The sequence below is a fragment of the Acidiphilium rubrum genome, assembly GCF_900156265.1.
In the GTDB taxonomy this organism is placed as follows: domain Bacteria; phylum Pseudomonadota; class Alphaproteobacteria; order Acetobacterales; family Acetobacteraceae; genus Acidiphilium; species Acidiphilium rubrum.
Genome location: NZ_FTNE01000024.1, coordinates 12,830 through 36,793 on the forward strand (window position 1 = coordinate 12,830; position 23,964 = coordinate 36,793).

Below are 23,964 nucleotides of genomic sequence, written 5' to 3' on the forward strand. Positions count from 1 at the left end.
GAACGACAATGGATCAGGTGATATCGCAAGACAAGGCGATCATGGGTGCTTCGGCGGGGGCGCGGCTCGATCGGCTGCCGATCGGCGCGTTTCACCGCCGCGTCATGCTGCTGATCGGCATCGGCATGTTCTTCGACGGGTTCGACATCTATATCGCAGCGACCGTGCTGGGTGCGACGATCCGCAGCGGGTTCGCAACCTTGCCGCAGGCGGCGCTGTTCGTATCGGCGACTTTCGTGGGGATGATGCTGGGCTCGGTGGTCACCGGGTTTCTGGGCGACCGGTTCGGCCGACGCTTCACCTATCAGGCCAATCTGGCGATTTTCGGCCTCGCCTCGCTCGCCGCCGCGTTCGCGCCGGGCATGGGCGTGCTGATCGCGCTGCGCTTCGTGATGGGGTTCGGCCTCGGGGCGGAGAATGTGGTGGGGTATTCGACCCTCACCGAGTTCATCCCGCCGGCGGCGCGCGGCCGCTGGCTCGGCATGATGGCGGTGATCGTGGTGACCGGCCTGCCGGTTTCGGCCCTGCTGGGTTATGCGCTGGTGCCGCATTTCGGGTGGCGGATCATGTTCATTCTTGGCGGCATCGGCGCGCTGTTCGTGTGGCAGGCGCGCAAGGCGCTGCCGGAATCGCCGCGCTGGCTGCAGACCGTCGGGCGGGATGCGGAGGCTGAGGCGTTGCTCGGGCGGATCGAGGCGGAAGCGTCCAACGGCGCGCCGCTGCCGCCGCCGGCGCCCGGCATCGCGGTGCCGCTGCAACCGTTTTCCGCGCTGTTCGCACCGCCGTTGCTCGCCCGCCTGGTGCTTGGGTGCATCGCGCTGATCGTGATCAACACGCTGATCTACGGGTTCATCACCTGGCTGCCGACCTTCATGGTCAAGCAGGGGCTGAGTGTGGCGCAGAGTTTCGGCTATGCCGTGCTGATGGCGCTGGGTGCGCCGATCGGCTCGGCGATCGGCGCGTTCGGGGCGGATCGCTGGGGGCGCAAGCCGTGTATCGTCGTGGCATCAGCCCTCGCCATCGTGTTCGGCGCGATCTATCCGTTCGTGCGCGATCCGGCGTTTCTGCCGGTGATCGGTTTCGCTCTGACCATTCCGATCTATATCCTGGTCGCCATGCTGTTCGCGATCTACATTCCCGAATTGTTCCCGACCGAAATCCGGCTGCGCGCGGCCGGAATTTGTAACATGTTCGGGCGCGGTGCGACCATCATCACGCCGTTCATGGTGATCCGTCTGTTCGCCGATTATGGCGTCAAGGGCGTGCTGGCCATGATGATCGGGCTGCTGCTCGCGCTGATCGTGGCGGTGCTGGTGCTGGGTGTTGAAACCAGGCAGCGCCGGCTGGAGGCGATTGCCTGACATGGATCGATCGATGCTGAACCACCGCCCGACCCAATCCGAACGCGACCGCACCCGCTGGGTGACCGGAGCGGGGCGCTACACCGCCGATATCGCGGTGCCGGATGCGCTGAGCGCCACCTTTCTGCGCTCGCCGCATGCCCATGCCGAGATCGTTTCGATCGATATCGGCGCCGCACTTGCAATGCCCGGCGTGATCGCCGTGCTGACCGGGGCGGATTGCGCGGACGCCGGCTTCGGCAATTTCCGCGGCCTGATGCGCTACGGGGCCGACGGGCCACACCCGCTGATCGTGCCGTTCCGACCGGTGCTGGCCCACCAGCGGGTGCGCCATGTCGGCGAGGCGGTGGCCTGCGTCATTGCGACCAGCGAGAGCGCAGCGCTCGATGCGAGCGAGGCGATTGCGGTGACCTATCGTGACCTGCCCGCCGTGATCGGCATCGATGCGGCGGGCAAGGCGGATGCCCCGGCGGTCCATCCGCAAGCGCCGGGAAACCTCGCCTTCGCGCATCAGGCCGGCGATGCTGCGGCGGTGCGGGCCGCGTTCGACGCTGCTGAAACAATCGTGGCGACGGCGTTCGACCTGCCGCGGCTGGCGCCTACGACGATGGAGCTACGCGGCATCATCGCCCGCTACGACGAGGCGGCAGGGATTTATCATTTGATCACGCCGCATCAGGGTATCAACGAAATCCGGGCCGATCTGGCGGCGGTGCTGAACGTACCCGAGGCCAGGATCAGCATCGAGCTGCCCGATGTCGGCGGCGGGTTCGGCGCACGCAGCCCGGCCTATCCCGAACATGCCGCCCTGCTGCTCGCCGCGCGCCGCACCGGCCGGGCGGTGCGCTGGGTCGCGAGCCGGAGCGAGTCGTTCCTGACCGATTACTATGGCCGCAGCACGCGACTCGCCGGGCGGCTGGCGCTCGATGCGGCGGGGCGGTTCACCGGGCTCGAGATCACCTACGAGACCGATCTCGGCGCGTATATCACCACGGTCGGCGCCTTCGTGAACGTGCACAACCCGTTGATGAGCGGCAGCGGCACCTACGGTATTTCCGCGATTGCCGCCAATTTCCGCCAGTATTTCACCAATACCGGCCCGATCGGGCCGTATCGCGGCGCCGGACGGCCGGATGTGGCGTTGCTGATCGAACGGCTGGTCGATCGCGCCGCGACCGCGCTGGGGGCGGACCCACTCGAACTGCGCCGCCTGAATGCGATTCCGCGCACCGCCTTCCCTTATCGGACCGCGCTGGGATCGACCTACGACAGCGCCGATTACGCTGCCCTGATCGATGCGGCGCATCAGGCCTCGGACTGGGATGGGTTTGCCGCAAGGCGCACCGAGGCACAGGTGCGCGGCCGGTTGCGCGGGCGTGGCGTGGCATTGTTCACCGAAATCGCCGGCGGCGGTGCCGCGACGCGCGATGAGGCGCGGGTTGTTCTGGGCGTGACCGGTGGCCGGGCGACCGCGCGGATCGAAACCGTGACCGGCGGCAGCGGCCAGAGTCAGGCCGAGACCTATGCGTTCATTCTGGCCGAGCGGCTCGGGATGGACCCCGCCGATATCGAACTCGCAGCGAGTCCGGCGCATTCGACGCTGAACGGCGGTGGCTCGATCGGCTCGCGATCAACCCTGAGTGCCGGCAGCGCGATCGCCGATGCGGGTGATCAGCTGCGCCGGCACCTGCTGGCCGCCGCCGGGCTGCGGGCCAATGCGCCGCCCGCGGAGTTGATCATGGCGGGTGGCGCGATCTGCCGGCCGGATGGCAGCGTCGTGCTGACGCTGGCTGAGGCCATCGCCGCGGCCGATGCGCCGCTCGATGTGGTGGGCGCGGTGCCGGTATCGTCGAGCTTTCCATCGGGCTGCCACGTCGCCGAGGTCGAGATCGATCCGCAGACCGGGCTGGCCGTGCTGGTGAGCTACGTCGCGATCGATGATTCGGGCGTCGTGCTCAATCCCATCGTCGCGGAAGGCCAGATCCATGGCGGCATCGTGCAGGGATTGGGCGAGGTATTCGGCGAGGCGATGCAGTATGACGAAACCGGCCAGGTGCTGACCGGCAGCTTCATGGACTACACCATGCCGCGCGCCGCCGATGTGCCGAATTTCGTCACCGAGGACCGGCCGACCGCATCGCCCAACAATCCGCTCGGCGTCAAGGGCCTGGGCGAGGCCGGCACCACCGGCGCGCTGGCCGCCGCCGCCAATGCGTTCGCCGATGCGCTGGCGATGGTGGGCGCCGAACTGCCGGCGTTTCCGTGCACGGCGCACAGCATCTGGCGCAGCATCCGCACGGCGGGATCGGCCTGACCGTCAGGCCTATTTGAGCTGGCTGTCCTTGCTGCCGCGCCGGTTGAAGCCGATGTTGGCCGGTCGTTGGTCGGCGGCGGACTGGCAGGCGATGCAGGTTCGCACGCCGGGCACCGCGTTGCGGCGCGCCTGCGGGATGTCCTCGCCGCATTCCACGCAATGGGTCTGTCCCGCACCGGTCGGCATGCGGGCGCGGGCGCGCATCACCTCGTCCTTCACGGTATCGTCGATCTGGTCCTGTACCGCCCCGTCCGGGGCCCATCCGTTCGCCATTGTCCTGGTCCGGTTTGCTGGTTGCGCCGATCCTGCAACATGGGACGGCTGAGCCGCGTTGGAAAGCACCGATTCTGCGGTGAATTGCGGAATGTCGGCTGAGTTGATCAGGATCAAGGCGCGATCGAGCCAATCGGTCTAGCGTTCGCTCATGGACACGTTTTCCCTGCTGGCGCGCTACGATCGCCGACTGCCGCGCTACACAAGTTACCCGACGGCCGCGAACTTCGATACGCGGGTCAATGCCAGGACCTATCGGCGCTGGCTTGGCGCGATCCCTGAGGGCAGCGCAGCCTCGCTTTATCTGCATGTGCCGTTCTGCGCCAGCCTGTGCTGGTTTTGTGGCTGCAACACCAGCGTGGTGCACAGTGTTGGCGCCCTTGAGCGTTATGCGGCGGCGATGGTGGCGGAAATCGAGAGGGTCGCTGCGGCGATCGGCCATCGTCTGCCGGTGCGTCATGTTCATTGGGGTGGCGGCACGCCGACCGCCTTGCCCGCCCCCCTGATGCAGGCGATCGATGCCGCACTGCGCCGGCATTTCATGATCGACGGTGCGACCGAAATCGCGATCGAGCTCGATCCGCGCACGCTGCCCGCGACGGCCGAGGCCGATCTGCGCGCGCTCGGGATCGGCCGTGCCAGCCTGGGGGTGCAGGATTTTTCACCGCTGGTGCAGGAGGCGATCGGCCGGCACCAGAGCGTGGCCGAGACGCGCGATGCCGCGACGGTTGCGCGTGTGGCCGGCGCCCGCTCGATCAATCTCGATCTGGTCTATGGGCTGCCGCAGCAGACCGTCGCGTCGCTCGAGGCGACGATTGCGTCGGTCCTCGAGATCGAACCGGACCGGATCGCGCTCTATGGCTATGCCCATGTGCCCTGGATGCAGAAACGTCAGGCGGTGCTGGCCGGTTTCGACCTGCCCGATGCGGCGGCGCGGCTGTGCCAGCAGACCCGCGCGGCGGCGATGCTGGTCGAGGCCGGGTATCGCAGGATCGGTCTCGATCATTTCGCGAAACCCGATGATCCCATGGCTCAGGCCCGCGGCACACCGCGCTTGCGGCGCAATTTTCAGGGCTACACATTGGATGACGCCGCCGTGCTGATCGGGTTCGGTGCTTCCGCGATCTCGGCGTTACCGCAAGGCTACGCGCAGAACGTGACACGGACGATCGAGTATCTCGATGCGATCGAAACCGCGACGCTGGCTACCGCGCGCGGCATCGCGAGGACGGCGCAGGATGACCTGCGCAGTCGGATCATCGAGCGGTTGATGTGCGATCTGACCGTCGATGTCGCGTCGATCGCGGACGCCGCCGGCATGGATGGCGCGACGCTCGATGACGCGTGGCCGCAGCTCGAACCGCTGGAGACCGATGGGTTGATCCGGCGCAACGGCGCGGTTGTTACGATCACCGAGGCGGGCTGGCCGTTTCTGCGCTGTGTCGCCGCGTGTTTCGATCAGTATCTGGACCCGCAGGCTTCGCGCCATGCTGCGGCGATCTGACCGCTGGTTGATTTTTGTCACGCTGAGGGAGTTGGTGCCCGATCGGGCGTGCCTGCGAGGTTTGAGGCAAAGCCGATCAATCCTTGCAGGATCGCGACCGGGTCGGGCGGGCAGCCGGGGATGTGCAGATCGACCGCGATCACCTGCGATGCCGCGCCGAGGCAGGCGGGGCTGGCCGCGAACATTCCGCCGGTGCAGGCGCATTCGCCGATCGCGATGACGAATTTCGGTGCCGGCATCGCCTCATGGGTGAGACGCAGGGCGGCGTGCATGGCGCGCGTCATCGGGCCGGTGATCATCAGCACATCGGCGTGGCGGGGCGAGGCGACGAATTTCAGGCCGAAGCGTTCCAGATCGTAAAACGGGTTGCCGAGGGCAATGAGCTCCAGTTCGCAGCCGTTGCAGGAGCCCGCATCGAAGGCGCGGATCGCGAGCGAGCGGCCGAGGCTGTGCCGGGCCACGCGGTCGAGTTCGGCGGCCAGGGCCGCTGGCTCGCCGGGTGTGATGCTCGGTGCCGGTTCGGTGAGCCGGCCGCGCCACAGGTTTTCGATCAGGGTTCTGCGCATCGGTGCCTACAGGTCGCAGCCGGAATAGCTGGGGTTGAACGATTTGTTGCAGAGCGGGAAATCCGCGACGATGTTGCCCGCGATCGCGGTTTCCAGCGCCGGCCAGAAAAACCACGACGGGTCGCGCAGCATCGCATCCTCGACCATATCGTTGTGCAGGCGGACATGGGCGAAAATATCGCCGCGGAAGCCTTCGATCAGCGCATGCCCGGTGGTGGGGCCGGCCGGTGTGGGCAACGCGGTTTGCAGCGCGCCGTGCGGCAGGGTGGCCAGCAGGTTATCGATCAGCGCCGCACTCTGGTCGAGTTCCGCCATGCGAATCCGCAGCCGCGCATCGACATCGCCGCCCGTCCGGCAGGGCACCACGAAGCGGCCTGTGTCGTAGGGCGGGTAGGGTGCATCGCGCCTTGCATCGAAATCCTGGCCGGAGGCACGGCCGACATAGCCGCCGCAGCCGAGGCGCTGGGCGATCGCCGGGTCGAGCCGGCCGGTAGTGGCGACGCGGTCCTGCAAGGAGGCGGTCTTTTCGTAGAGTTCGAACAACCGCCGCCACTGCGCGAGCAGATCGGGCAGGCCAGCGCGCAGCAGGGCCGCGTTGTCGGCACTCAGGTCGCGCGCGACGCCGCCGGGGATGATGATGTCCATCATCAAACGATGCCCGAAACACGCGGCGCACAGGCGCAGCACCCGTTCACGCAGACCGGCGGTGAGCGCGTGCATCAGGGGAAATCCGCCATCGTTGCAGATCGCACCGATGTCGCCGAAATGATTGGCGAGGCGTTCAAGCTCCGCCATCACGCCGCGCAACGCCGCGGCGCGCGGCGGGGCGGCGATGCCGAGCGCCTGCTCCGCCGCGCGGGCGAAGGCGAAGGCGTATGCCACGGTGGAATCGCCGGAAATCCGCCCGGCGAGGCGCGCGGCGTGCCCAATCGTCTGGTCGCGCATCAGGCCCAGCGTGGCTTTGTGCGTGTAGCCGAGCCGGACTTCGAGCCTGACCACGGTTTCGCCGTTGACCGAGAAGCGAAAATGGCCGGGCTCGATGATCCCGGCGTGCACCGGACCCACCGGGATCTGATGAATGCCGGGGCCGAGTGCTGGTTTGAATTCGTAGGCGGCGCTGTGATCGAGCCAGGGGCGGGGGTCCGGCGTGTCATCGGCGGCGAGCCCGTGCAGGTCGCACAAAGCGCGTTCCATCAGGATCGCACCGGGATGATGGCGCGCGATCGAGGGGAAATGCCCGCCCTCAGTGACTAGGCTGAGCACGCTGATCGCGCCCGATCCGTGCGGCCGGGTGGCCAGATGCACCACGGCGGCATCATCCGCGGGTTCGGCCCAGAGGGCGACGAACACCGAGGCGCCGGTTGCCAGCGCGGCGGCTTCTTGCTGCCAGAGCGGCGGATCGATTTTCATGGCCGCTTCATCCCAGCATGGTCGCGACATGCGCGAACCAGGCATAGAGAAACGCCGGCATCGCGAGGCCGATCAGCAGCACGATGCCGAGATGCAGGAAAATCGGCACCGACGAGGCGCTGATCGGGTGCGATCCCTCGCTCGGCGCGCCGAAACATAGCGTCGTCATGCGCAGCAGCAGCGCGCCGAACGCCAGCAATATGCCGAACCCGAGCAGCACCGCCAGCACCGGGGCGCGCGCGAAGGTCGAGGTGATCAGCAGGAATTCCGATGTGAAGATGCCGAACGGCGGCAGGCCGGCGATGGCAGCGACGCCGGCCACCAGCGTCCAGCCGAGCAGCGGGTGGCTGGTGGTCAGCCCGGTGATCGCGGCGATTTTCTGGGTGCCCTTGGCCTGCGCGATGTGGCCGACCGAAAAGAAGATCGCGGATTTGGTCAGCGAGTGCATCATCATCTGCAACAGGCCGGCGATGTTGCCGAGCGGGCCACCGATGCCGAAGGCGAACGCGATGATGCCCATATGCTCGATCGAGGAATAGGCGAACAGGCGTTTGATGTCGCGCCGCCGGTACAGCATGAGGGCCGCGAAAAACAACGAGAGCAATCCAACGCCGATCATCAATATGCCGGGCTCGATCGTCGCATGGCTCATCGCCAGCACCATTTTGAACCGCAGGATGGCGTAGAGGGCGACGTTCAGCAGCAGGCCGGACAGCACGGCGGAAATCGGCGTCGGCCCCTCCGCATGGGCATCCGGCAGCCAGGCGTGCATCGGCACCAGCCCGGCCTTGGTGCCGTAGCCGATCAGCAGGAAAATGAACCCGACATTGAGCAGTGCCGGGTCGAGCGCCGCGGCGTGGTGGCGCAGATTACTCCATTGCATCGCCGCCATCCCGGTGCCCAGCACCGGCTTGGCCGCGAGATAGACCAGGATGGTGCCGAACAGCGCGAGCGCGATGCCGACGCTGCCGAGAATGAGGTATTTCCACGACGCCTCGATCGAGGCCGGGGTGCGGTAGATGCCCACCATCATCACGGTCGACAGTGTGGCGAGTTCGACGCCGAACCACATCAGGCCAAGATTGTTGGTGATCAGGGCGAGATTCATCCCCACCATCATCACCTGGTACATTGCGTGATAGAATCGCAGATAGCGCGGTGTCAGATGCCCGGTTTGCAGTTCGTGCGCGATGTAGCTGGCGCTGAACAGGCTGGTGGTGCAGCCGACGAAACCGTTGAGCAGCAGGAAGACGATGTTCAGATCATCGATCAGGAACAGCGTGGTCGGCGCCGGCCGGTGCCAGAGCAGCAGGCACGCGGCCGCAATGGTCAGGACACTCGCGATCACGTTGAGCCGCGCCGCCAGGCGCCAGGACGGCACCACGGCGAGGATGCCAGCAGCCGCTGCCGGGATGGCGATGGTGGCGATCACCGCATCGAACGCAAGACCGTTCATGACGCCTCACCGCGAAACGCATCGAGCGCCGTGCTGTCCACCGTGTCGAACCGCTCGCGGATGCGGAACAGAAACACCCCGATCACGATGAAGGCGATCAGGACCGAGAAGGCGACGCTGATTTCCACCACCAGCGGCATCCCCTGCGCGCCGGCGGCGGCGAGGATCAGGCCGTTTTCGAGCGACATGAACCCCGCGATCTGGCTGACCGCGTTGCGCCGCGTCACCATCATCAGCATCCCGAGCAGAATGACCGAGAGTGCGAGAGCAACGTCCTCGCGCGCTAGCGCATCGGCATGGGCGGCGGTGCGCAGCATCACCACCATCGAGAGCGCGACCAGCCCGATGCCGCCCAGCATGGTCAGGCTGATGCCGCCCACCGCCTCGACCTGGCGGTGAATGCCGAAGCGCTCGACGATGCGGTGCAGCGCGATCGGGATCACGATCGCCTTGAAGCCGAGCGCCAGACCCGCCGTGATGTAAAGCTCCGGCGCGTGCTGGATATAGGCCTGCCAGCCGACCGCACAGCCGAGCACCGCGGCGTGCAGCGCGAGCACGTTGATCACGGACGACAGCCGGTCCTGGTACAGCATCATGAAACTCACCAGCACCAGCGCGCCGGCCAGCACATGCGCGATGCTGAGTGCCGTGGCGGATGACATGACATGATCCATCACAGCGATGCCGAGACGAACAGCAGCAGCGTGCCGAGCAGGCCGAGCATCAGCGCGGCCCCGATGAAATTCGGCACCCGGAACACCCGCATCTTGGCGATCGCGGTTTCGAACAGCGCGAGCAGCACGCCGCCGGCGGCGAGTTTCACCAGATAGGCGAACAGCCCGAGCGCCAGCGCGGCAGGCCCGGCGCCGGGTGCGGCAATCGCGACCGGGGCGAAGATGCAGACGATCAGCGACAGATACAAAATAAGCTTGAGCGCGTGGGCAAGCTCGATCAAGGCAAGATGCCGGCCGGAATACTCCAGCACCATCGCCTCGTGCACCATGGTCAGTTCCAGATGCGTCGCGGGATTATCGACTGGAAACCGCCCGGTTTCGGCCAGCGCCACGATCACCAGCGCGACCAGCCCGAGCGCCAGCGACAGGCGCAACCCCTGGGTGCCTTCGTGCATGAACGTGGCGATGGCGGATAACTGGCTCGATCCTGCGACGAGTGCGACGGTGAACACGATCATCAGCATCGCCGGTTCCGCGAGCGAGGCGAACATCGCCTCGCGGCTCGCCCCCAGCCCGCCGAACGCGGTGCCGATATCGAGGGCCGCCAGCATCTGGCAGAACCGCGCGGTGCCGAGCAGTGCGACGATCACGATCAGATCGCCCGACCATGAGAACAGCAGATCGGTCGCGAAACTCGGCACCAGCGAGGCCGAGACCCAGGTGATCGCGAACATCAGATAGGGCGCGGTGCTGAAAATCCACGAGGCATCGGTGGCGATGATCGCGTCCTTGCCGATCAGCTTGGCGAGATCGCGGTAAATTTGCAGCAGCGGCGGCCCGCTGCGGCGTTGCAGCCGGGCTTTCAGCACGCGGACAAACCCGGCCAGCAGCGGGGCCAGCGCCAGCATCAAGGCCATCTGCGCCAGTTGCAGCGCCAGCCTCGTGATCAACCCCATAGCGCGATCCAGCCGAGCAGCGCGACCAGCGCCATGAACACGAACGCGAGGTAGCGCCTTATGGTGAGGAATTGCAGCCGGTTGGTCTGCCCGGCCAGCCAGTCGATCGCACCGATCAGGGGCGCATACAGCAAAGACCACGCGGGATCGCTCCAGCGCAGGTTCAGCCGCGCCGGGTGCGCCTCGCCCGGCAGCGGCAGCGTGGCCTCGTCATGCGCGCGAAATATCACGCCGGCGAACACCCGGCGGATTGGCTGGACGAAGCCCGAGGGCGAATATTGCGTGATGAGCGTGCGCGCCGGCGGGCCGAATTCCTGATAGCCGCAGCCCCAGGCGGGCGCGCGGCGCGTGATGCGCACGCCGAACCGGCGCAGCGCGAGCGCGCCGATGACCGCGCTGATCGCGATGAACAGGGCGATCAGCAGCGGATCATACGCATTCTGGCGGGAAGCGACCGGCACGATCGTCAGCCACGACAGGCCGGCTTGCGTGCTCACCCGCGCGCCGAGCAGGGCGTGGGTGACCGGTGCCAACAGATCGATCGCGAAACCAGGCAGCAGGCCGGCGGCGACACACAGCGCCGCCAGCACGATCATGGCGCTGAGCGACCATCGATCGGTCTCTTGCGCGGCGGCGGCGGCGGTTCCGCGCGCGCGGCCGAGATAGGCAATGCCATAGAGGCGCACAAAACACGCCGCGGCGAACGCCGCCGACAGGGCGACCAACGCGCCGATCGCCGGCACCGCCAGTTTCAGACCGAATTGCGGCAGTGCGGGGCTGAGCAGGATCGCCTGCAACAGCAACCATTCCGAGGCAAACCCGTTGAGCGGCGGCAGGGCGGCAATCGCCAACGCGGCGATCAGCATCGGCACCGCGCTGCGCCGCATCCGGTGGATCAGCCCGCCCAGTTGCGCGAGATCACGCGTGCCGGTCGCGTGCTGGATCGCGCCGGCGCCGAAAAACAGCGTCGATTTGAACAGCATGTGGTTCAGCGCATGGAACAATGCCGCGGTCAGCGCCAGGGCGGCCGCCGCCATCATGCCATCGGCCTTGAACGCCAGCGCCAGACCCAGACCGACGAAGATCAGCCCGACGTTTTCGATCGTGCTGTAGGCCAGAATCGTCTTGATATCGTCTTCCATCAGCGCATACAGCACGCCGAGCACCGCGGTCATGCCGCCGGCCAGCAGCACCACCAGCCCCCACCACCAGGCGGGCGGGCCGGCGAGGTCGAACGCGATGCGAATGAACGCATAGACCGCGACCTTGGTCATCACCCCGCTCATCAGCGCCGAAACATGGCTGGGTGCGGCGGGGTGCGCGCGCGGCAGCCACACATGCAGCGGCACCAAGCCCGCCTTCGACCCCGCGCCGAGCAACGCCAGGATCATCACCGCCGATCCGATCCAGCGTGCGCGCGGCACCGCCCGCATCGCCGCGAAGGCGTAATCCCCCGCCGGTCCCGCGAGCAGGCCGAAACACAGCAGCAGCGCGAGCGTGCCCGCGCTCGCCATCAACAGATAGATCACACCGGCGCGCCTCGTCGCGGCCTCGCTATGGTGCGCCATCACCAGCGCCCAGGATGCCAGCGACATCACTTCCCAGCACAGCAGAAACCCATAGGCATCCGCCGCGATCACCACGAGGTTCATGGCGGCCAGAAACACCGGATAGACCGGCAGCACGCGCCAGGGTTCGGCCTCGTGGCGCGCATAGCCGAGCGCGAACAGGCTGGCCGCCGCCCCACCGATATTGGCGATGATCAGAAACGCCGCCGCCAGATCATCCATGCCGAACTGCATTCCGAGCCCAGACGCTCCGAGATGGGGCAAGCCGATCGGCAGAACCACGAGCGGGTCAGGTGCGATGCCGAGCGCCAGCTGCGCCAGCGCCGCCAGCAACGCGACCACCGCGATGGCGAGCGAGCCGCCATAAACGATCATCCGCCCGGCCGGACGGCGCGCGAGCACGCCACCCACCCCGCCGAGGATGAGCGACGCCGCGGCACACATCAGGATGATCGGTGTCACGTCACATCACGTCGCCCTTCAGCCGAACGCCGCGCCCCGCGCCGGCATCGGACACGTCGCCAGGCCGGATCACGATGATCCCGGCCCGATCGAGCGCATCGAGCAGCTTCATGAGGGAATCGACATTGCCGCGCACGACACCCTCGCTCCCCTCCATCCGCTGGATCGTCGGTAGCGACAGGCCGGACAGCTCGGCCAGCTGTTTCTGGTCGATGCCCAGGAGCGCCCTGGCGGCTTTCAGCTGCCCAGCCGATATCATGTATGAAACATGGATATAAACATGTGAACATCTATAACCAACTCTCTGAAGTTGAAAAGAGCCGAGTGGGCATTGCCGCCGTGCGGTGCCCCGCGCTTGCGTGATCATCGGGATGGGTGGCGCGAGGCCGCTGATCGTCGTCTAATCCCTGACCTTGAAGGAGATAATGGCATGACCCTCGCACCAACCGCAGCGTTTCACCGCGCCCTGATCGTCGGCGCCGGGTCTGGGCTGAGCGCATCGCTGGCCCGGTTGTTCGCGGGCCATGGGCTCAGCGTGGCGCTGGCGGCCCGCACGACCGAAAAACTGGCACCCCTCTGCGCTGAAACCGGCGCCCGCGCCTTCACCTGCGATGCCGGCAATCAAGCGTCGGTGGCGGACCTGTTCACGGCGGTCGAGGCCGCGATCGGCAGCCCCGATGTCGTGATCTATAACGCATCCGGGCGGCTGCGCGGCCCGATCGAGACGCTGGACCCCGCCGATGTCGCAAGGGCGCTCGAAATCTCGGCATTCGGCGGCTTCCTGGTCGGCCAGCAGGCGGCACGGCGCATGATCCCGCAGCATCACGGCGCGATTCTGTTCACCGGCGCGTCCGCCAGTATCAAGGGCTATCCGCAATCCGCCCCGTTCGCGATGGGCAAATTCGCCCTGCGCGGCCTGGCTCAGAGCATGGCGCGCGAACTGGCACCCCAGGGCGTCCATGTCGCGCATTTCGTGATCGACGGCGGCATCGCCTCGGCCAGCCGCCCGGTACCCGCCGAAGCGCCGGACAGCCTGCTCGACCCCGACGCGATCGCTCTGACCTATTGGCAGATCCTGCATCAACCGCGCAGCGCCTGGACCTGGGAGATCGAACTCCGGCCCTGGGTCGAGCGGTTCTGATGATGATCGGCACGCGGCTCCTGTGGACAGATCTGGTCACGATCAAACCACAGGCGAAAGCAACGGCGCTGCTGTAGTTCAATGCTGCGCATCCCGCCTGCCGTGGTTGCTCACACCGATGGCGACGACCGGTTTGATCAGGCACGGACGCCAGACGTCGAACCGGGTGCCGGACCGGCACGATCGCCGCCGAGTGCGCGCAAGGCATTCAGGATCACCATGATGTCGATGACTTCCTGCAACAGAGCGCCAAGCACCGGCGGCAGATACCCGAACGCCGCGACCGCCATGGCGATGAACGACAGCCCCATCCCGACCGTGATCGATTGCAGTGCGATTCGACGCGCACGGCGTGCAATGGCGATCGCTTCGGCGATCCGATCGATCCGATCGACCATCAAAACAACATCCGCCGCTTCCGCCGCCGCCGCGGCACCGCGTGCGCCCATGGCGACGCCGATGTCGGCCGCCGCGAGTGCTGGCGCATCGTTGATGCCATCGCCGATCATCATCGTCATGCCGTAGGCCCGTTCGGCGCGGACACGCGCGATCTTGTCGGCGGGGGACAACGCCGCGAACACCGCATCGAGCCCCAGATGATCGCCGATCCGCTCAGCCGGACCCGCGCGGTCGCCGGTGAGCATCACCAGCCGCCTGAATCCGGCCGCGCGCAGGGTCTGCACGGTCGTCATCGCTTCGGGTCGCTCGGTATCGGTCAGCAGGATCACCCCGGCCACCCGATCATCGATTGCGACCCACGCCGCCGCCGCCGCCGCCTGCGCCTGGGCAACGGCGCTTCCCTCGTCCGGCGGCATAATGCCATTGGCACGCAACAGTCCGGCGCCGCCAACCATGACGCGCCGCGCCCCGATCAGGCCGGCCAGCCCGCTGCCGGGCGTTTCCGCGACATCGGTGGGAATGGTCAGCGCCGATGCCGTAGCGCCGGCCGCGGTAATCGCCACCGCGACCGCGTGCTGCGAGACCTGCTCGAGCGATGCCGCATCGTGCAGCACCGCGGCGGCGGCGAAACCTTCCAGCACCTCGACACCGGTCATCCGTGGCAATCCGGTCGTCAGCGTGCCGGTCTTGTCGAACAGGGCGACGTTGGCGCGGGATAACCGCTCGAGCGCGCCGCCGCCCTTGATGATCACACCACGTCCGGCCGCCCGGGAAATGCCGCAGATCAAGGCGACCGGCGTCGCCAGGATGAGCGGGCACGGCGTGGCCACCACCAGAATGGCGAGCGCGCGCATCGCCTCACCGGTCCAGAGCCAGACCGCGACGCACGACGCCAGGGTTACCGCCAGAAACGCGATCGCCCAGCGATCGGCCAGCCGCGCCATCGGCGGTCGCTCGCGCTCGGCAGATCGGACCAGCCGCACGATCGCCTCGAACGTGCTGTGCGCCGCCGTCGCGGTGCCGCGCAGGACGAACGGGCCGCCCGCGTTCAACACGCCGCTGCGCACCGTTTGATCGACCACCCGCGTCACCGGCAACGGCTCGCCGGTCAGGGCGGATTCGTCCAGAATCGCCGGGCCCTGCACCACCGCGCCATCGACCGGCACCACCTCGCCCGGCTTGATGATCAACTCATCGCCGATCGCCACCGCCGCGATCGCGATATCGACGATCACGCCATCGCGGGTGCGATGCGCGATCACCGGCGTGCGCGAAACCAGCGCCGCCAATTCCCGCCGCGCCCGCGCCCCGGCATATTCCTCGAGCGCCGCACCGCTGGCGACCATCGCGGCGACGATCACGCCCGCCAGATGCTGCCCCAGCGCGATCGAGGCCGCGATCGCCAGCAACGCGATCAGATCGACCCCGAGTGTGCCCCGCCACAGCCCGGCGATGAAATCGATCGCCACCACCAGTGCGACGATCGCGGCCGGACCATCCCAGGCGACGATCGTGAGCTGCCGATACCCCAGCGCATCGGCCACCAGCCCCACGGCCAAACCGACCACGACAAGGCCGAGAACCGCCGCGCGCAACCGGGCATGCGCAAGCATCATCCAAACCCACCGTCGATGACCGCCGCGATCACGCCGCTCATACCGCCGAGCCGATCAAGGCGCCGATGCCGGTGGTGATGCCCATGGCAAGCGCGCCCCAGAACGTCACCCGCAGAGTCGGCCTCAGCAAGCCTGCCCCACCGGCTTTCGCACCGATCATGCCCAGCACGGCGAGGAACAGCAGCGACCCCGCCCCGACCACCGCCAGCAGCGCGCTCGCCGGGGCTAACAAGACCAGGATCAGCGGTGCTGCGGCACCAACCGAGAACGTGGCGGCCGAGGCCATGGCCGCCTGCACCGGCCGCGCCGTCGTCGCTTCCGAAATGCCGAGTTCATCGCGGGCGTGGGCACCCAGCGCGTCCTTTTCCATGAGTTGCCGCGCAACCTCATGGGCGAGTCCGGCCTCCAGACCACGGTCGACGTAGATCCGGGCAAGTTCTTCGGTCTCGGCGCCGGGATTGCCGGCCAACTCGCTGCCTTCGCGCGCCAGATCGGCCCGCTCCGTATCGGATTGCGAACTGACCGACACATACTCGCCCGCCGCCATCGACATGGCACCCGCGACCAACCCCGCAACACCCGCCACCAATACGCCGTGCGCGTTGCCGCCGGCGGAGGCCACACCCAGCACCAGGCTCGATGTCGATATGATGCCATCGTTCGCGCCCAGCACCGCTGCCCGCAGCCAGCCGATCCGCGCGATCAAGTGAGTTTCCCGGTGAGTTTGCCGCATCATGATCTCCGTTTTGGTTCCGGCCCGTCGCCAATGGCCTCTATACGACTTCGCTTTGCACTGTTGATCGAAGGTGCGGCACGGCACCAGCATCCTCTGCCCGCGGCGCCAACCCCAGACCGTGCTGCACATAAAGGATTTCGACCACCGCCATCAGAAACAGCGTCAGCGGGGCGGCGAGCAGCACACCGAGCGGGCCGAGCAGCACGCCGAATGCCACGGTCGACAGAATGGCCAGCACCGGGGGAAACGATGTCACCTGCGCCTGCACCATCGGCGTGATGAAATTACCCTCGACGAAGTGAACCGCCGCATACATCAGCATGACCGATCCGGCCTCCAACGGTCCCTGCGTCAATGCCACCAGCGTCGCCGGCACCGCCGCGAGCACCGCGCCGACATACGGAATAAAGCACAGCAACCCGCCCATCAGTCCCAACGCAAACGCGGCCTGAATGCCGAGCAGCCATAACCCCAGACCGCTCAGGACGCCGATCGTCGCCATCACCAGAATCTGGCCGAGCAGCCAGCGCTCGAGGATCTGCCCGGTCGTGAGAAACAGCCCTTCGGCCGTAGCCTGATAGGGCGGCGGCACCAGCCGAAAACACAGGCGCCGGTAGCGAGCGGGTTGGGCGGCAAGATAGATCGCCGCAAACAGCGCAATCACCGCATAGCCGAGCCCCCGCATGATCATCCCTGCCGCCGCGGCGACGATCCCGGTTGCCCAGCCCGTCGCCCCCAGAACATTGGCGCGATGGGCCTGAGCCAGAATCTCCCGTCCGTAGGCGGTTGTCTTCAATCGGTTGATGACCAGTTCGAATCCGGCCGGTGCGGTCTGGAGCACATCGTTGAACTGTTTTGCAACGGTGGAGCCAAAGATCCACAAAGCGGCGGCAACAATTGCCAAGCCCAGCAGCAGCACCGCTGCCAGCGCTATGCCACGCCGGATGCCGGTATGTTGCGCAATCCATCGCGCGGCAGCACACAGCCCGATTGCGGACAGAATGGCCCCAAACAACAGGACGACAATGTCTGCGAGTTGCCAGGCGGCCACCGCCAAGGCGCCGATCACCAGGACGACCAGCACCTTGGCCGCGAACCGGCCCAGCGTGACGGGGTTCGAAGTCACGTGGGCAGCGCCGTTTTCGATCGGGCTTGGAGAGCAGGATCGATCGCGTTCGGCGCCGCGGCTTCACTTGGCCGGGATGACGCTGCTGGCAAAACGGGACACTGCAGGTTGATTAGCCTTGAGCAATCCCGTTCGAGGGCAAGCGCTGTCAAGGTCGGCACCCTTGCCTCAGCCAAGCAGGATGAACGCGGTTGCAAAAACCAGGGTTCGTTCGAGGTCGAACGCGGGCGACTGCGCTTTGTCATTGCAAACCCCCACTCCGGCCCAAGCCGGCTCGCGAAACGGTGGAAACCATAGCTGGTCGCCTTCTCATGGCTGTGCGGCGCTTGGCTGGGACGGCGATGGTCGCCAACAGCCCCGCTTCGCAGCCTCCTTTTCACATCGTTCAGCACGCTTGGCTTTGATATGAATCAATCGGCGCCTGCCGGAGCGACCGCCAGCAAGTGTGGCGCAGGCGGGCTACTTATTCACAGCGGTGGTCATCGTCGCTCTTCGGGTATGGTTGGAATTGCAACCGATCAGGTGGTGTAACCTGGCGTCTGGCAATTTGTCTGTGTTCAGCAGGGTCGCGTTCATGGGCTCAAACCGTTGTTGTAATACCAGGCGCGAATTCGAATTTCTCACCGGCTTCCTGTCCAGCGGTATAGGCATCACGAATGACACGTTTGCCCGTAGCGTGGGACCTTTGACTTAGATGAAGCCCAAGCTTGGACATTTCTTCTTCGATCATGGCCGATTTGACAGGAACCAGATCTCGGCCGGACGCGCTACGGATGGTCTCGTCACGGGCGGCGCGCATCGCACCGAGCTTGGCGGAAATACCGCGGGAAAGCCCGATCTGAAACGAGTTGGTTGCTGACCTGCGATCCCCTTTCATCTCTTCGTACAGGTCGCTCCGGCGGAAAACGGCGGTCTCCGTATCGAAGGCGCGCTCGACCATCTCATAGAGGTATTGTGCAGCCGTGACGTCGCTGCGAAGGCCGAAGAAGATGTAGCGCAGCGGTGCGCCTTGAGCGCGTTCGGACCAGACCCGGCAGTCGAAGAACGCGGCGATTGCGGGAATGCACTCGTCGATCGGCGCGATCCGGCGCCGGTTGGTCTGGATGCCGATCCCCTCGCAGGGCTGCGCCTGCAGTTCGAGTTCGTTCAACGACAGCCCGTACCGATCGAGCAACTCGGCGACCTTCTCCGCAGCCGCCATAGCCTCCTGTTCGGTACAGCCCTGAGCGACGGTTTTTGCGCGCAGGCCCTGGATTCGTTGAACCAGCCGGTCCAGAGGCAGGTCGCTGTTACTGGTCTGCCGATTGCCCGGTCGGGGACGGAGCCGATCGAATAGCAGGCGGATGCGGGAGGGCCACCCGCGCGTCGCAATGGCTTCGTCGAGCGTGCGGGCAATGATATCCAACGTCAGCCCGACGGATCCACCGCGTTCCCGCAACCAAACGGTTTCAAGCTGCGCGGCGGCAATGCACTCGAACGCATCCGCCATGAGCTCATCCTTCGCGTCGCGTGCGGTGAGCGCCGCGTCCAACGCGTCAAAAATCCGGGTCTGATCCGCTAGTCTCCGGGCGCGCAGCATCAGTTCCTGACTGGGTGGCTTGCCCGCCAATGCGGCCCAGTCTTGCGCAAGGGCGTACAACGCCTCGTCGATCTCCTCGTATAGACCTGGCTCATTGCCGTCCGCGGGCGGACGGTTGAGGCCGGGAATTTCTACGGTTCCGTGTCGAACGACATGGGTATAGACAGCCTCGGCCCAGCGGGCGTTGGCAAAGCTGCCCTTTCCACCCGCTGCTGCATGGCTCTGGGCGACGGCCAGAGCGTCCTGATCGAGCGGTGTGACCGCACCGATCAGATAACCGCATCGATCACCGGTCACGGCGACGCGGGCGACGATGGGGATTTCCAGTGGAAACGGCGGCAGGTCGGCACCTTCGATCGCCAGCGTTTCCCCGGCCAGGATATCGTGGACGGTAAGGCGGCCATCCGCCTCGGTCTTCTGAATACGGAGCAATCGGAAGCGTGCTTTGGCAAGCGCTGCGAGGGCTGCGGCATCAATGGATGAAACCTTCCCCCGGCTGCGGGTTAGGCGATCAAACGCAGTCGAGCCGCTGGCAGAGGGTTGCGACACGAGCAGGTCGGCCGACAGCAATATCGCATCGGCCATCATTGCCATCATCCGGTCGTCCGTAATGGAAGAGTGCGGCTGCTCGCGTGGTGCCCATTTTCGCATGAGGGCGTCGGCACGATCCGGGGCCACGAAATCGAGCGCCGCCGTAAAAAATTTATCAAGCCGCGCGTGGATCCCTGATGAAGAAGACATAGTCCGTGCTGTCGCAGGCATAACTCACTCCCGGATGAAGTTGAGAGTCTAGCAGGCCCGGCATCGAGTCGCATACCGGCTCAGATGGAGCCCGTGTCGGGCAGAAAGGCTTCCTCGAAGCGATCTGGGCGCCGATTGGCTCACGGCCGCCGATGGTACGCGACAACCGGCGCGACTCCGTGGACATTCTCGGCGCCATCTGCCCAACGCGTGGCATCGGTGCTGCCATCATCATCATGCCTGGCGTGAATACCGAGGCGATGAACAAGCATCTCAAGTTGCCAGGGCGCCACCTGCGCCCATGCCCTGCTGGTCTGCGATGGTGCCGGATGGCATCAACCCGGCGAACCGCTGATCGTGCCAGACAACATCACCCTGCTCCGGCTCCCGCCTAATGCGCCGGAACTCAATCCTATGGAAAACGTCTGGGATTATCTGCGCGGTGACAAATTAAGCGGCCTCGTCTGCCACACTTACGAGACCATGCGCGACGCCAGCAAAGAAGCCTGGAATTTCATCGCCAATGACGCGGCTCCAATTGCCTCAATCGGAACCAGAGACTGGGCATGCGTCGATCTTTAGGGCCACGGGTATAACGGGGTCCAGGGGCGGCGGAGCAGAAGGTTCCAGCGATGCTCTTCATCGCTGGACTGGCTCCGGAGGGAGAGCCCTGGCCTTGCTTGCCCCGCGCCTCAGGCGCCGGCGAACCAGTCGTAGCCCTGGTTTTCCCAGTAGCCGCCGGGGTAGGTGTTGGTGACGGCGATCGATTGCAGGTTTTTGGCACTTTTGTAGCCGAGTTTGGTGGGGATGCGCAGGCGGAGTGGTGCGCCCCATTCGGGGGTGAGCGGCTTGGTTTCGAAATCGAGCGCGAGGATGGTTTGCGATTGCAGGGCGCTCGGCATGTCGATGCTGGTGGAGTAGCCATCGAAGCAGGTGAAATTGACGTATTTCGCGCGCGGATCGGCGCCGATGCGTTTGAGGAAGCTGTGGAGCGGGATGCCGGACCATTGGCCGATCTGGCTCCAGCCTTCGATGCAGATGTGGCGGGTGATCTGGCTTTGTTGGGGCAGGGTGCGGAGGTTGGCGAGGGTCCAGGGTTTGGTTTGCTGGACCAGGCCGCTGACGCCGAGTTGCCAGGTGGCCGGGTCGACCACGCGGACCTGCCAGTCCGGGTAGTAGGCGTTGAAGCGAAACGGTTTGGTGATGGCGCTGGCGGGGTAGGTTTCGGCGAGGCGCGATTTGCTGAACAGGGCTTCCTGAATGCGGTCGTCGAAGCGGAGCATGGCTTCGAGTGCGGCATCGACGCCGGAGTGGGTCGAGAGGTCGCAGCCGGTGAGCAGAGTGAGGGCACCGAGCGAGAAGCCGCCGCGCAACAGGCCGCGCCGGCGCATGCGGTCGAACTCGGGTTTCACGTCGGACGGGCGGACCGCAACGGGTTTGTTGGTCATGGTGCGGTTTCCGGATCGGCTTTTGTGTTGGCGACCATAGAGACCAGGGTGCGCGGATAGAAAGCGACCAGTGTGACATGGATGATGATGAAGCCGGCGATCAGACCCATCATGGCGAGATGGATGCCGCGCGCGATCGGGTAGCCACCGAACAGGCCGGTGAGCCAGCCGAACTGGACGGGTTTCCAGATGGCGAGGCCGGTGGCAACCGCGAGGGTGATGATGAGGATGACCCCGGCGTAGAGCAGTCGTTGCACCGCGTTGTAGTGACCGGCGCGGTGCGGCAGGCGCAGGCGCAGTGCGGCGCCGAGGTCGTGTGCGACGGCGGCGGGGGTTGGGGGGTGCAGCTCGCGGCGGAAGTGACCGGAGGCGATGCCGTAGGCGATATAGGCCAGACCATCGACAAACAGCAGCCACATCGCGCTGAGGTGCCATGCGAGGGCGCCGCCAAGCCAGCCGCCGAGCCCGGCCCAGCGCGGGAACAGGAAGGGCAGGCTGGGCGAGGCGTTGTAGATTTCCCAGCCGCTGAACATCATGCAGCCGATCGCGTACACGCCGATCCAGTGCATGATGCGGATGGGCACCGGGTGCGCGGGGCGGCGGGGACGCGGCTGGCTCATGGCTGGTTGCTTCCTGGCAGGCCGATCACATCGGCGGTGTGACGCCGTCAACCCCGACCGCGACGGCGCCGGCGGTAATCTTGCCGTCGGATTCGCTGGCCTTGATGAAGACGTGGGCGCCGGTGACGGCATCGGCTTTCATGCCGGGTGCGAACTTGACGATCGGCGCAGTAGGGGGAACCAGGATGGTCTGCTGGCCGCCTTTGTAGGTGACGGTGAGGCGTTTGACGCCGTCGCTCGATTTGGTGGCGGCGACGTTACCGTTGGTCATGGTGCTGCTGACTTTGCCGCCGGCCGCGCCGCCCGAGACCGCGGCGACGTTGCCGTTGGTCATGGTGCTGGCGGTTTTGGTGCCGCCGGACAGGGTGGTGTCGGGCAGTTTGTCCCACGCATAATGACCGTCGCCGGTGCCGCGCATCGCGTTCGGGAAGATGACGACTTCGAGCGCGATCAACTGGGAGCCGACGGTTTTGGTCGCGGTGCCGATGTAGGTGTTTTTGTCGATCATACCGAGCGAGGATTTTTCGACCTTGAGGAAATGGGTGTCGCCGCCGATCATGACCTGTTCGGTCTTGCCGCTGTTGGTCTTGAGGGTCAGCGTATCGGCGCTGATCGCGGTGATGGTGCCGCGCAGGCGGACCGGGGTGGATGCTGCCAGCGCGCCGACCGAGATGGCCGAAACCGCCGCGGCGGCGAGGCTGAGGGTGACGAATCGCTTCATGGTGGTTCCCTTTGCTGTGAGACACTGCGTGCCCCTGGAGATGGTACGCTGTGGCGATGACAAAAGTCCGGGATGGTTGGTGATAATTTGGTAATGTGCGGCGCGGGTCGGGGGATGGGCCGGGGGTGCGGTGGACAAAAACGGCAGGGGGGCTGTACTTTACCAGTAACGGACGATCGCCCCATGATCGGGGAGGACGCATGGCATGACAGGAACAACCCAATGGAATATCGCCAACTCGGACGCTCCGGCCTCATGGTACCGGTTCTCAGCCTCGGCACCGCGACCTTCGGCGGCAGCAACGAATTCTTTCGCCGCTGGGGCGAGACCGATGTGGCGGAGGCGGCGCGGATGGTCGATCTGTGCCTCGATGCCGGGGTGAATTTTTTCGATACCGCCGATGTGTATTCGCAAGGCATGTCCGAGGAGATTCTAGGCCAGGCGCTGAAGGGCAAGCGGAGCCGGGCGCTGATTTCCTCGAAAGCGACGTTTCCGACCGGGGACGGGCCGAACCAGCGTGGATCGTCGCGCTATCATCTGGTGCGGGCGTGCGAGGCGAGTCTGAAGCGGCTGGGCACCGATCATATCGACCTGTATTTCATGCACGGGTTCGATGCGGTGGCGCCGGTCGATGAGACGCTGCGGGCGCTGGACGATCTGATCGGTGCCGGCAAGATCGGATATATCGGGGCGTCGAATTTCTCCGGCTGGCATCTGATGAAGTCGCTCGCGACGTCCGAGAAGTACGGGCTGGCGCGGTATGTGGCGTATCAGGGGTATTATTCGCTGGTCGGACGGCATTACGAATGGGAATTGATGCCGCTCGGGCTCGATCAAGGGGTCGGCCTAATGGTGTGGAGTCCGCTGGGCTGGGGGCGCCTGACCGGCAAGATCCGCCGGGGTCAGCCCGATACCTCCGGCCGGATCGCGGCCGGTGGGGCGGAAGGCGGGCCGATCGTGGATGACGAGTATTTGTACACCGTGGTCGATGCGCTCGATATCGTTGCCAAGGATACCGGCAAATCGGTGGCACAGGTGGCGCTGAACTGGCTGCTGCAGCGGCCAACCGTGGCCAATATCGTGATCGGGGCGCGTACCGAGGCGCAGCTCAAGCAGAATCTCGACGTGGTCGGCTGGTCGCTGAGCACGGAACAGGTCGGGCTGCTGGATCGGGCGAGCCATCAGACGCCGATCTATCCGTACTGGCACCAAACCAATTTCAATGATCGGAACCCGAAGCCGACGGCTTGGTAGTTGTGGGAGTGGGACATAAAGAAGGAAGGCCAGGGGCGC

Annotated in this window: 21 protein-coding genes; 6 read left to right on the plus strand and 15 right to left on the minus strand. The window is 65.9% G+C overall.

The genetic code is table 11. The features are described from left to right. Positions 1-8 precede the first annotated feature (8 nt). The gene (locus tag BW994_RS14800; protein ID WP_211252787.1) at positions 9-1,361 is read left to right on the plus strand and encodes an MFS transporter; all 1,353 of its coding nucleotides are present in this window, start codon (positions 9-11) and stop codon (positions 1,359-1,361) included. 13 nt (positions 1,362-1,374) lie between these two features. After that, positions 1,375-3,675, plus strand: coding sequence for a xanthine dehydrogenase family protein molybdopterin-binding subunit (locus tag BW994_RS14805; protein WP_245594159.1), 2,301 nt, complete (start codon positions 1,375-1,377; stop codon positions 3,673-3,675). A 9-nt stretch (positions 3,676-3,684) separates the two neighbouring features. Here BW994_RS14805 and BW994_RS14810 read toward each other — a convergent pair whose 3' ends face one another. Next, entirely contained in the window at positions 3,685-3,948 is a 264-nt protein-coding gene (locus BW994_RS14810; RefSeq protein ID WP_029312589.1) for a DksA/TraR family C4-type zinc finger protein, read from the minus strand. Positions 3,949-4,099: 151 nt separating this feature from the next. On the opposite strand from BW994_RS14810, the gene hemN reads away from it, so the two are divergent. Then, positions 4,100-5,452 (plus strand): oxygen-independent coproporphyrinogen III oxidase, encoded by a 1,353-nt coding sequence (gene hemN, locus BW994_RS14815; RefSeq protein WP_029312588.1) that lies wholly within the window; start codon positions 4,100-4,102, stop codon positions 5,450-5,452. A 17-nt stretch (positions 5,453-5,469) separates the two neighbouring features. On the opposite strand, the gene BW994_RS14820 is transcribed toward hemN, so the two are convergent. The 7 genes from BW994_RS14820 to BW994_RS14850 are packed head-to-tail and all read right to left on the minus strand — an operon-like array spanning position 5,470 to position 12,803. Beyond that, positions 5,470-6,018, minus strand: coding sequence for an NADH-quinone oxidoreductase subunit B family protein (locus BW994_RS14820; protein ID WP_029312587.1), 549 nt, complete (start codon positions 6,016-6,018; stop codon positions 5,470-5,472). 6 nt (positions 6,019-6,024) lie between these two features. Continuing rightward, on the minus strand, positions 6,025-7,428 hold the full coding sequence (locus tag BW994_RS14825; RefSeq protein WP_245594158.1) for a hydrogenase large subunit: 1,404 nt from the start codon (positions 7,426-7,428) through the stop codon (positions 6,025-6,027). A gap of 7 nt (positions 7,429-7,435) precedes the next feature. After that, a complete protein-coding gene (locus BW994_RS14830) occupies positions 7,436-8,884 on the minus strand; it encodes a hydrogenase 4 subunit F (RefSeq protein ID WP_029312585.1) in 1,449 nt (482 codons plus the stop codon). Continuing rightward, the gene (locus BW994_RS14835) at positions 8,881-9,546 is read right to left on the minus strand and encodes a hydrogenase-4 component E (RefSeq protein WP_029312584.1); all 666 of its coding nucleotides are present in this window, start codon (positions 9,544-9,546) and stop codon (positions 8,881-8,883) included. The genes BW994_RS14830 and BW994_RS14835 overlap by 4 nt, the downstream gene beginning before the upstream one ends. A gap of 11 nt (positions 9,547-9,557) precedes the next feature. After that, positions 9,558-10,514 carry a respiratory chain complex I subunit 1 family protein gene (locus BW994_RS14840; protein WP_029312583.1) on the minus strand — a complete coding sequence of 319 codons (957 nt, stop codon included), beginning with the start codon at positions 10,512-10,514 and terminating at the stop codon, positions 9,558-9,560. Next, positions 10,505-12,544, minus strand: coding sequence for a hydrogenase 4 subunit B (hyfB, locus tag BW994_RS14845; RefSeq protein WP_029312582.1), 2,040 nt, complete (start codon positions 12,542-12,544; stop codon positions 10,505-10,507). Before hyfB ends, BW994_RS14840 begins: the two co-directional genes overlap by 10 nt. A 1-nt stretch (position 12,545) precedes the next feature. Beyond that, the gene (locus BW994_RS14850; protein WP_029312581.1) at positions 12,546-12,803 is read right to left on the minus strand and encodes a helix-turn-helix domain-containing protein; all 258 of its coding nucleotides are present in this window, start codon (positions 12,801-12,803) and stop codon (positions 12,546-12,548) included. A gap of 171 nt (positions 12,804-12,974) precedes the next feature. Between BW994_RS14850 and BW994_RS14855 the strand changes: the two genes are divergently transcribed. Further along, entirely contained in the window at positions 12,975-13,685 is a 711-nt protein-coding gene (locus tag BW994_RS14855) for an SDR family NAD(P)-dependent oxidoreductase (protein ID WP_029312580.1), read from the plus strand. 137 nt (positions 13,686-13,822) lie between these two features. Here the strand turns inward: BW994_RS14855 and BW994_RS14860 are convergent, their stop codons facing one another. From BW994_RS14860 to BW994_RS18925, 4 genes are all read right to left on the minus strand, one after another. Beyond that, on the minus strand, positions 13,823-15,700 hold the full coding sequence (locus tag BW994_RS14860; protein WP_245594157.1) for a heavy metal translocating P-type ATPase: 1,878 nt from the start codon (positions 15,698-15,700) through the stop codon (positions 13,823-13,825). Between the two features lie 37 nt (positions 15,701-15,737). Beyond that, complete coding sequence (locus BW994_RS14865) at positions 15,738-16,433, minus strand: VIT1/CCC1 transporter family protein (RefSeq protein ID WP_139334144.1); 696 nt, start codon at positions 16,431-16,433, stop codon at positions 15,738-15,740. Positions 16,434-16,473: 40 nt separating this feature from the next. Beyond that, complete coding sequence (locus BW994_RS14870) at positions 16,474-17,562, minus strand: AI-2E family transporter (RefSeq protein WP_051657447.1); 1,089 nt, start codon at positions 17,560-17,562, stop codon at positions 16,474-16,476. Positions 17,563-18,142: 580 nt separating this feature from the next. Then, the gene (locus BW994_RS18925; RefSeq protein ID WP_217696471.1) at positions 18,143-19,882 is read right to left on the minus strand and encodes a DUF2786 domain-containing protein; all 1,740 of its coding nucleotides are present in this window, start codon (positions 19,880-19,882) and stop codon (positions 18,143-18,145) included. A gap of 309 nt (positions 19,883-20,191) precedes the next feature. On the opposite strand from BW994_RS18925, the gene BW994_RS14880 reads away from it, so the two are divergent. Then, positions 20,192-20,464 (plus strand): transposase, encoded by a 273-nt coding sequence (locus BW994_RS14880; RefSeq protein WP_281174444.1) that lies wholly within the window; start codon positions 20,192-20,194, stop codon positions 20,462-20,464. A 110-nt stretch (positions 20,465-20,574) separates the two neighbouring features. On the opposite strand, the gene BW994_RS14885 is transcribed toward BW994_RS14880, so the two are convergent. The 3 genes from BW994_RS14885 to BW994_RS14895 are packed head-to-tail and all read right to left on the minus strand — an operon-like array spanning position 20,575 to position 22,671. Next, positions 20,575-21,330, minus strand: a complete 756-nt coding sequence (locus BW994_RS14885; RefSeq protein WP_029312574.1) for a molybdopterin-dependent oxidoreductase — start codon at positions 21,328-21,330, stop codon at positions 20,575-20,577. After that, positions 21,327-21,950: a cytochrome b/b6 domain-containing protein gene (locus BW994_RS14890; protein ID WP_029312573.1), complete on the minus strand. Its 624-nt coding sequence runs from the start codon at positions 21,948-21,950 to the stop codon at positions 21,327-21,329. Before BW994_RS14890 ends, BW994_RS14885 begins: the two co-directional genes overlap by 4 nt. A gap of 25 nt (positions 21,951-21,975) precedes the next feature. Further along, the gene (locus tag BW994_RS14895; RefSeq protein WP_029312572.1) at positions 21,976-22,671 is read right to left on the minus strand and encodes a hypothetical protein; all 696 of its coding nucleotides are present in this window, start codon (positions 22,669-22,671) and stop codon (positions 21,976-21,978) included. 222 nt (positions 22,672-22,893) lie between these two features. Here BW994_RS14895 and BW994_RS14900 point away from each other — a divergent pair, with 222 nt between their 5' ends. Then, positions 22,894-23,925 carry an aldo/keto reductase gene (locus tag BW994_RS14900; protein ID WP_029312571.1) on the plus strand — a complete coding sequence of 344 codons (1,032 nt, stop codon included), beginning with the start codon at positions 22,894-22,896 and terminating at the stop codon, positions 23,923-23,925. Positions 23,926-23,964 lie beyond the last annotated feature (39 nt).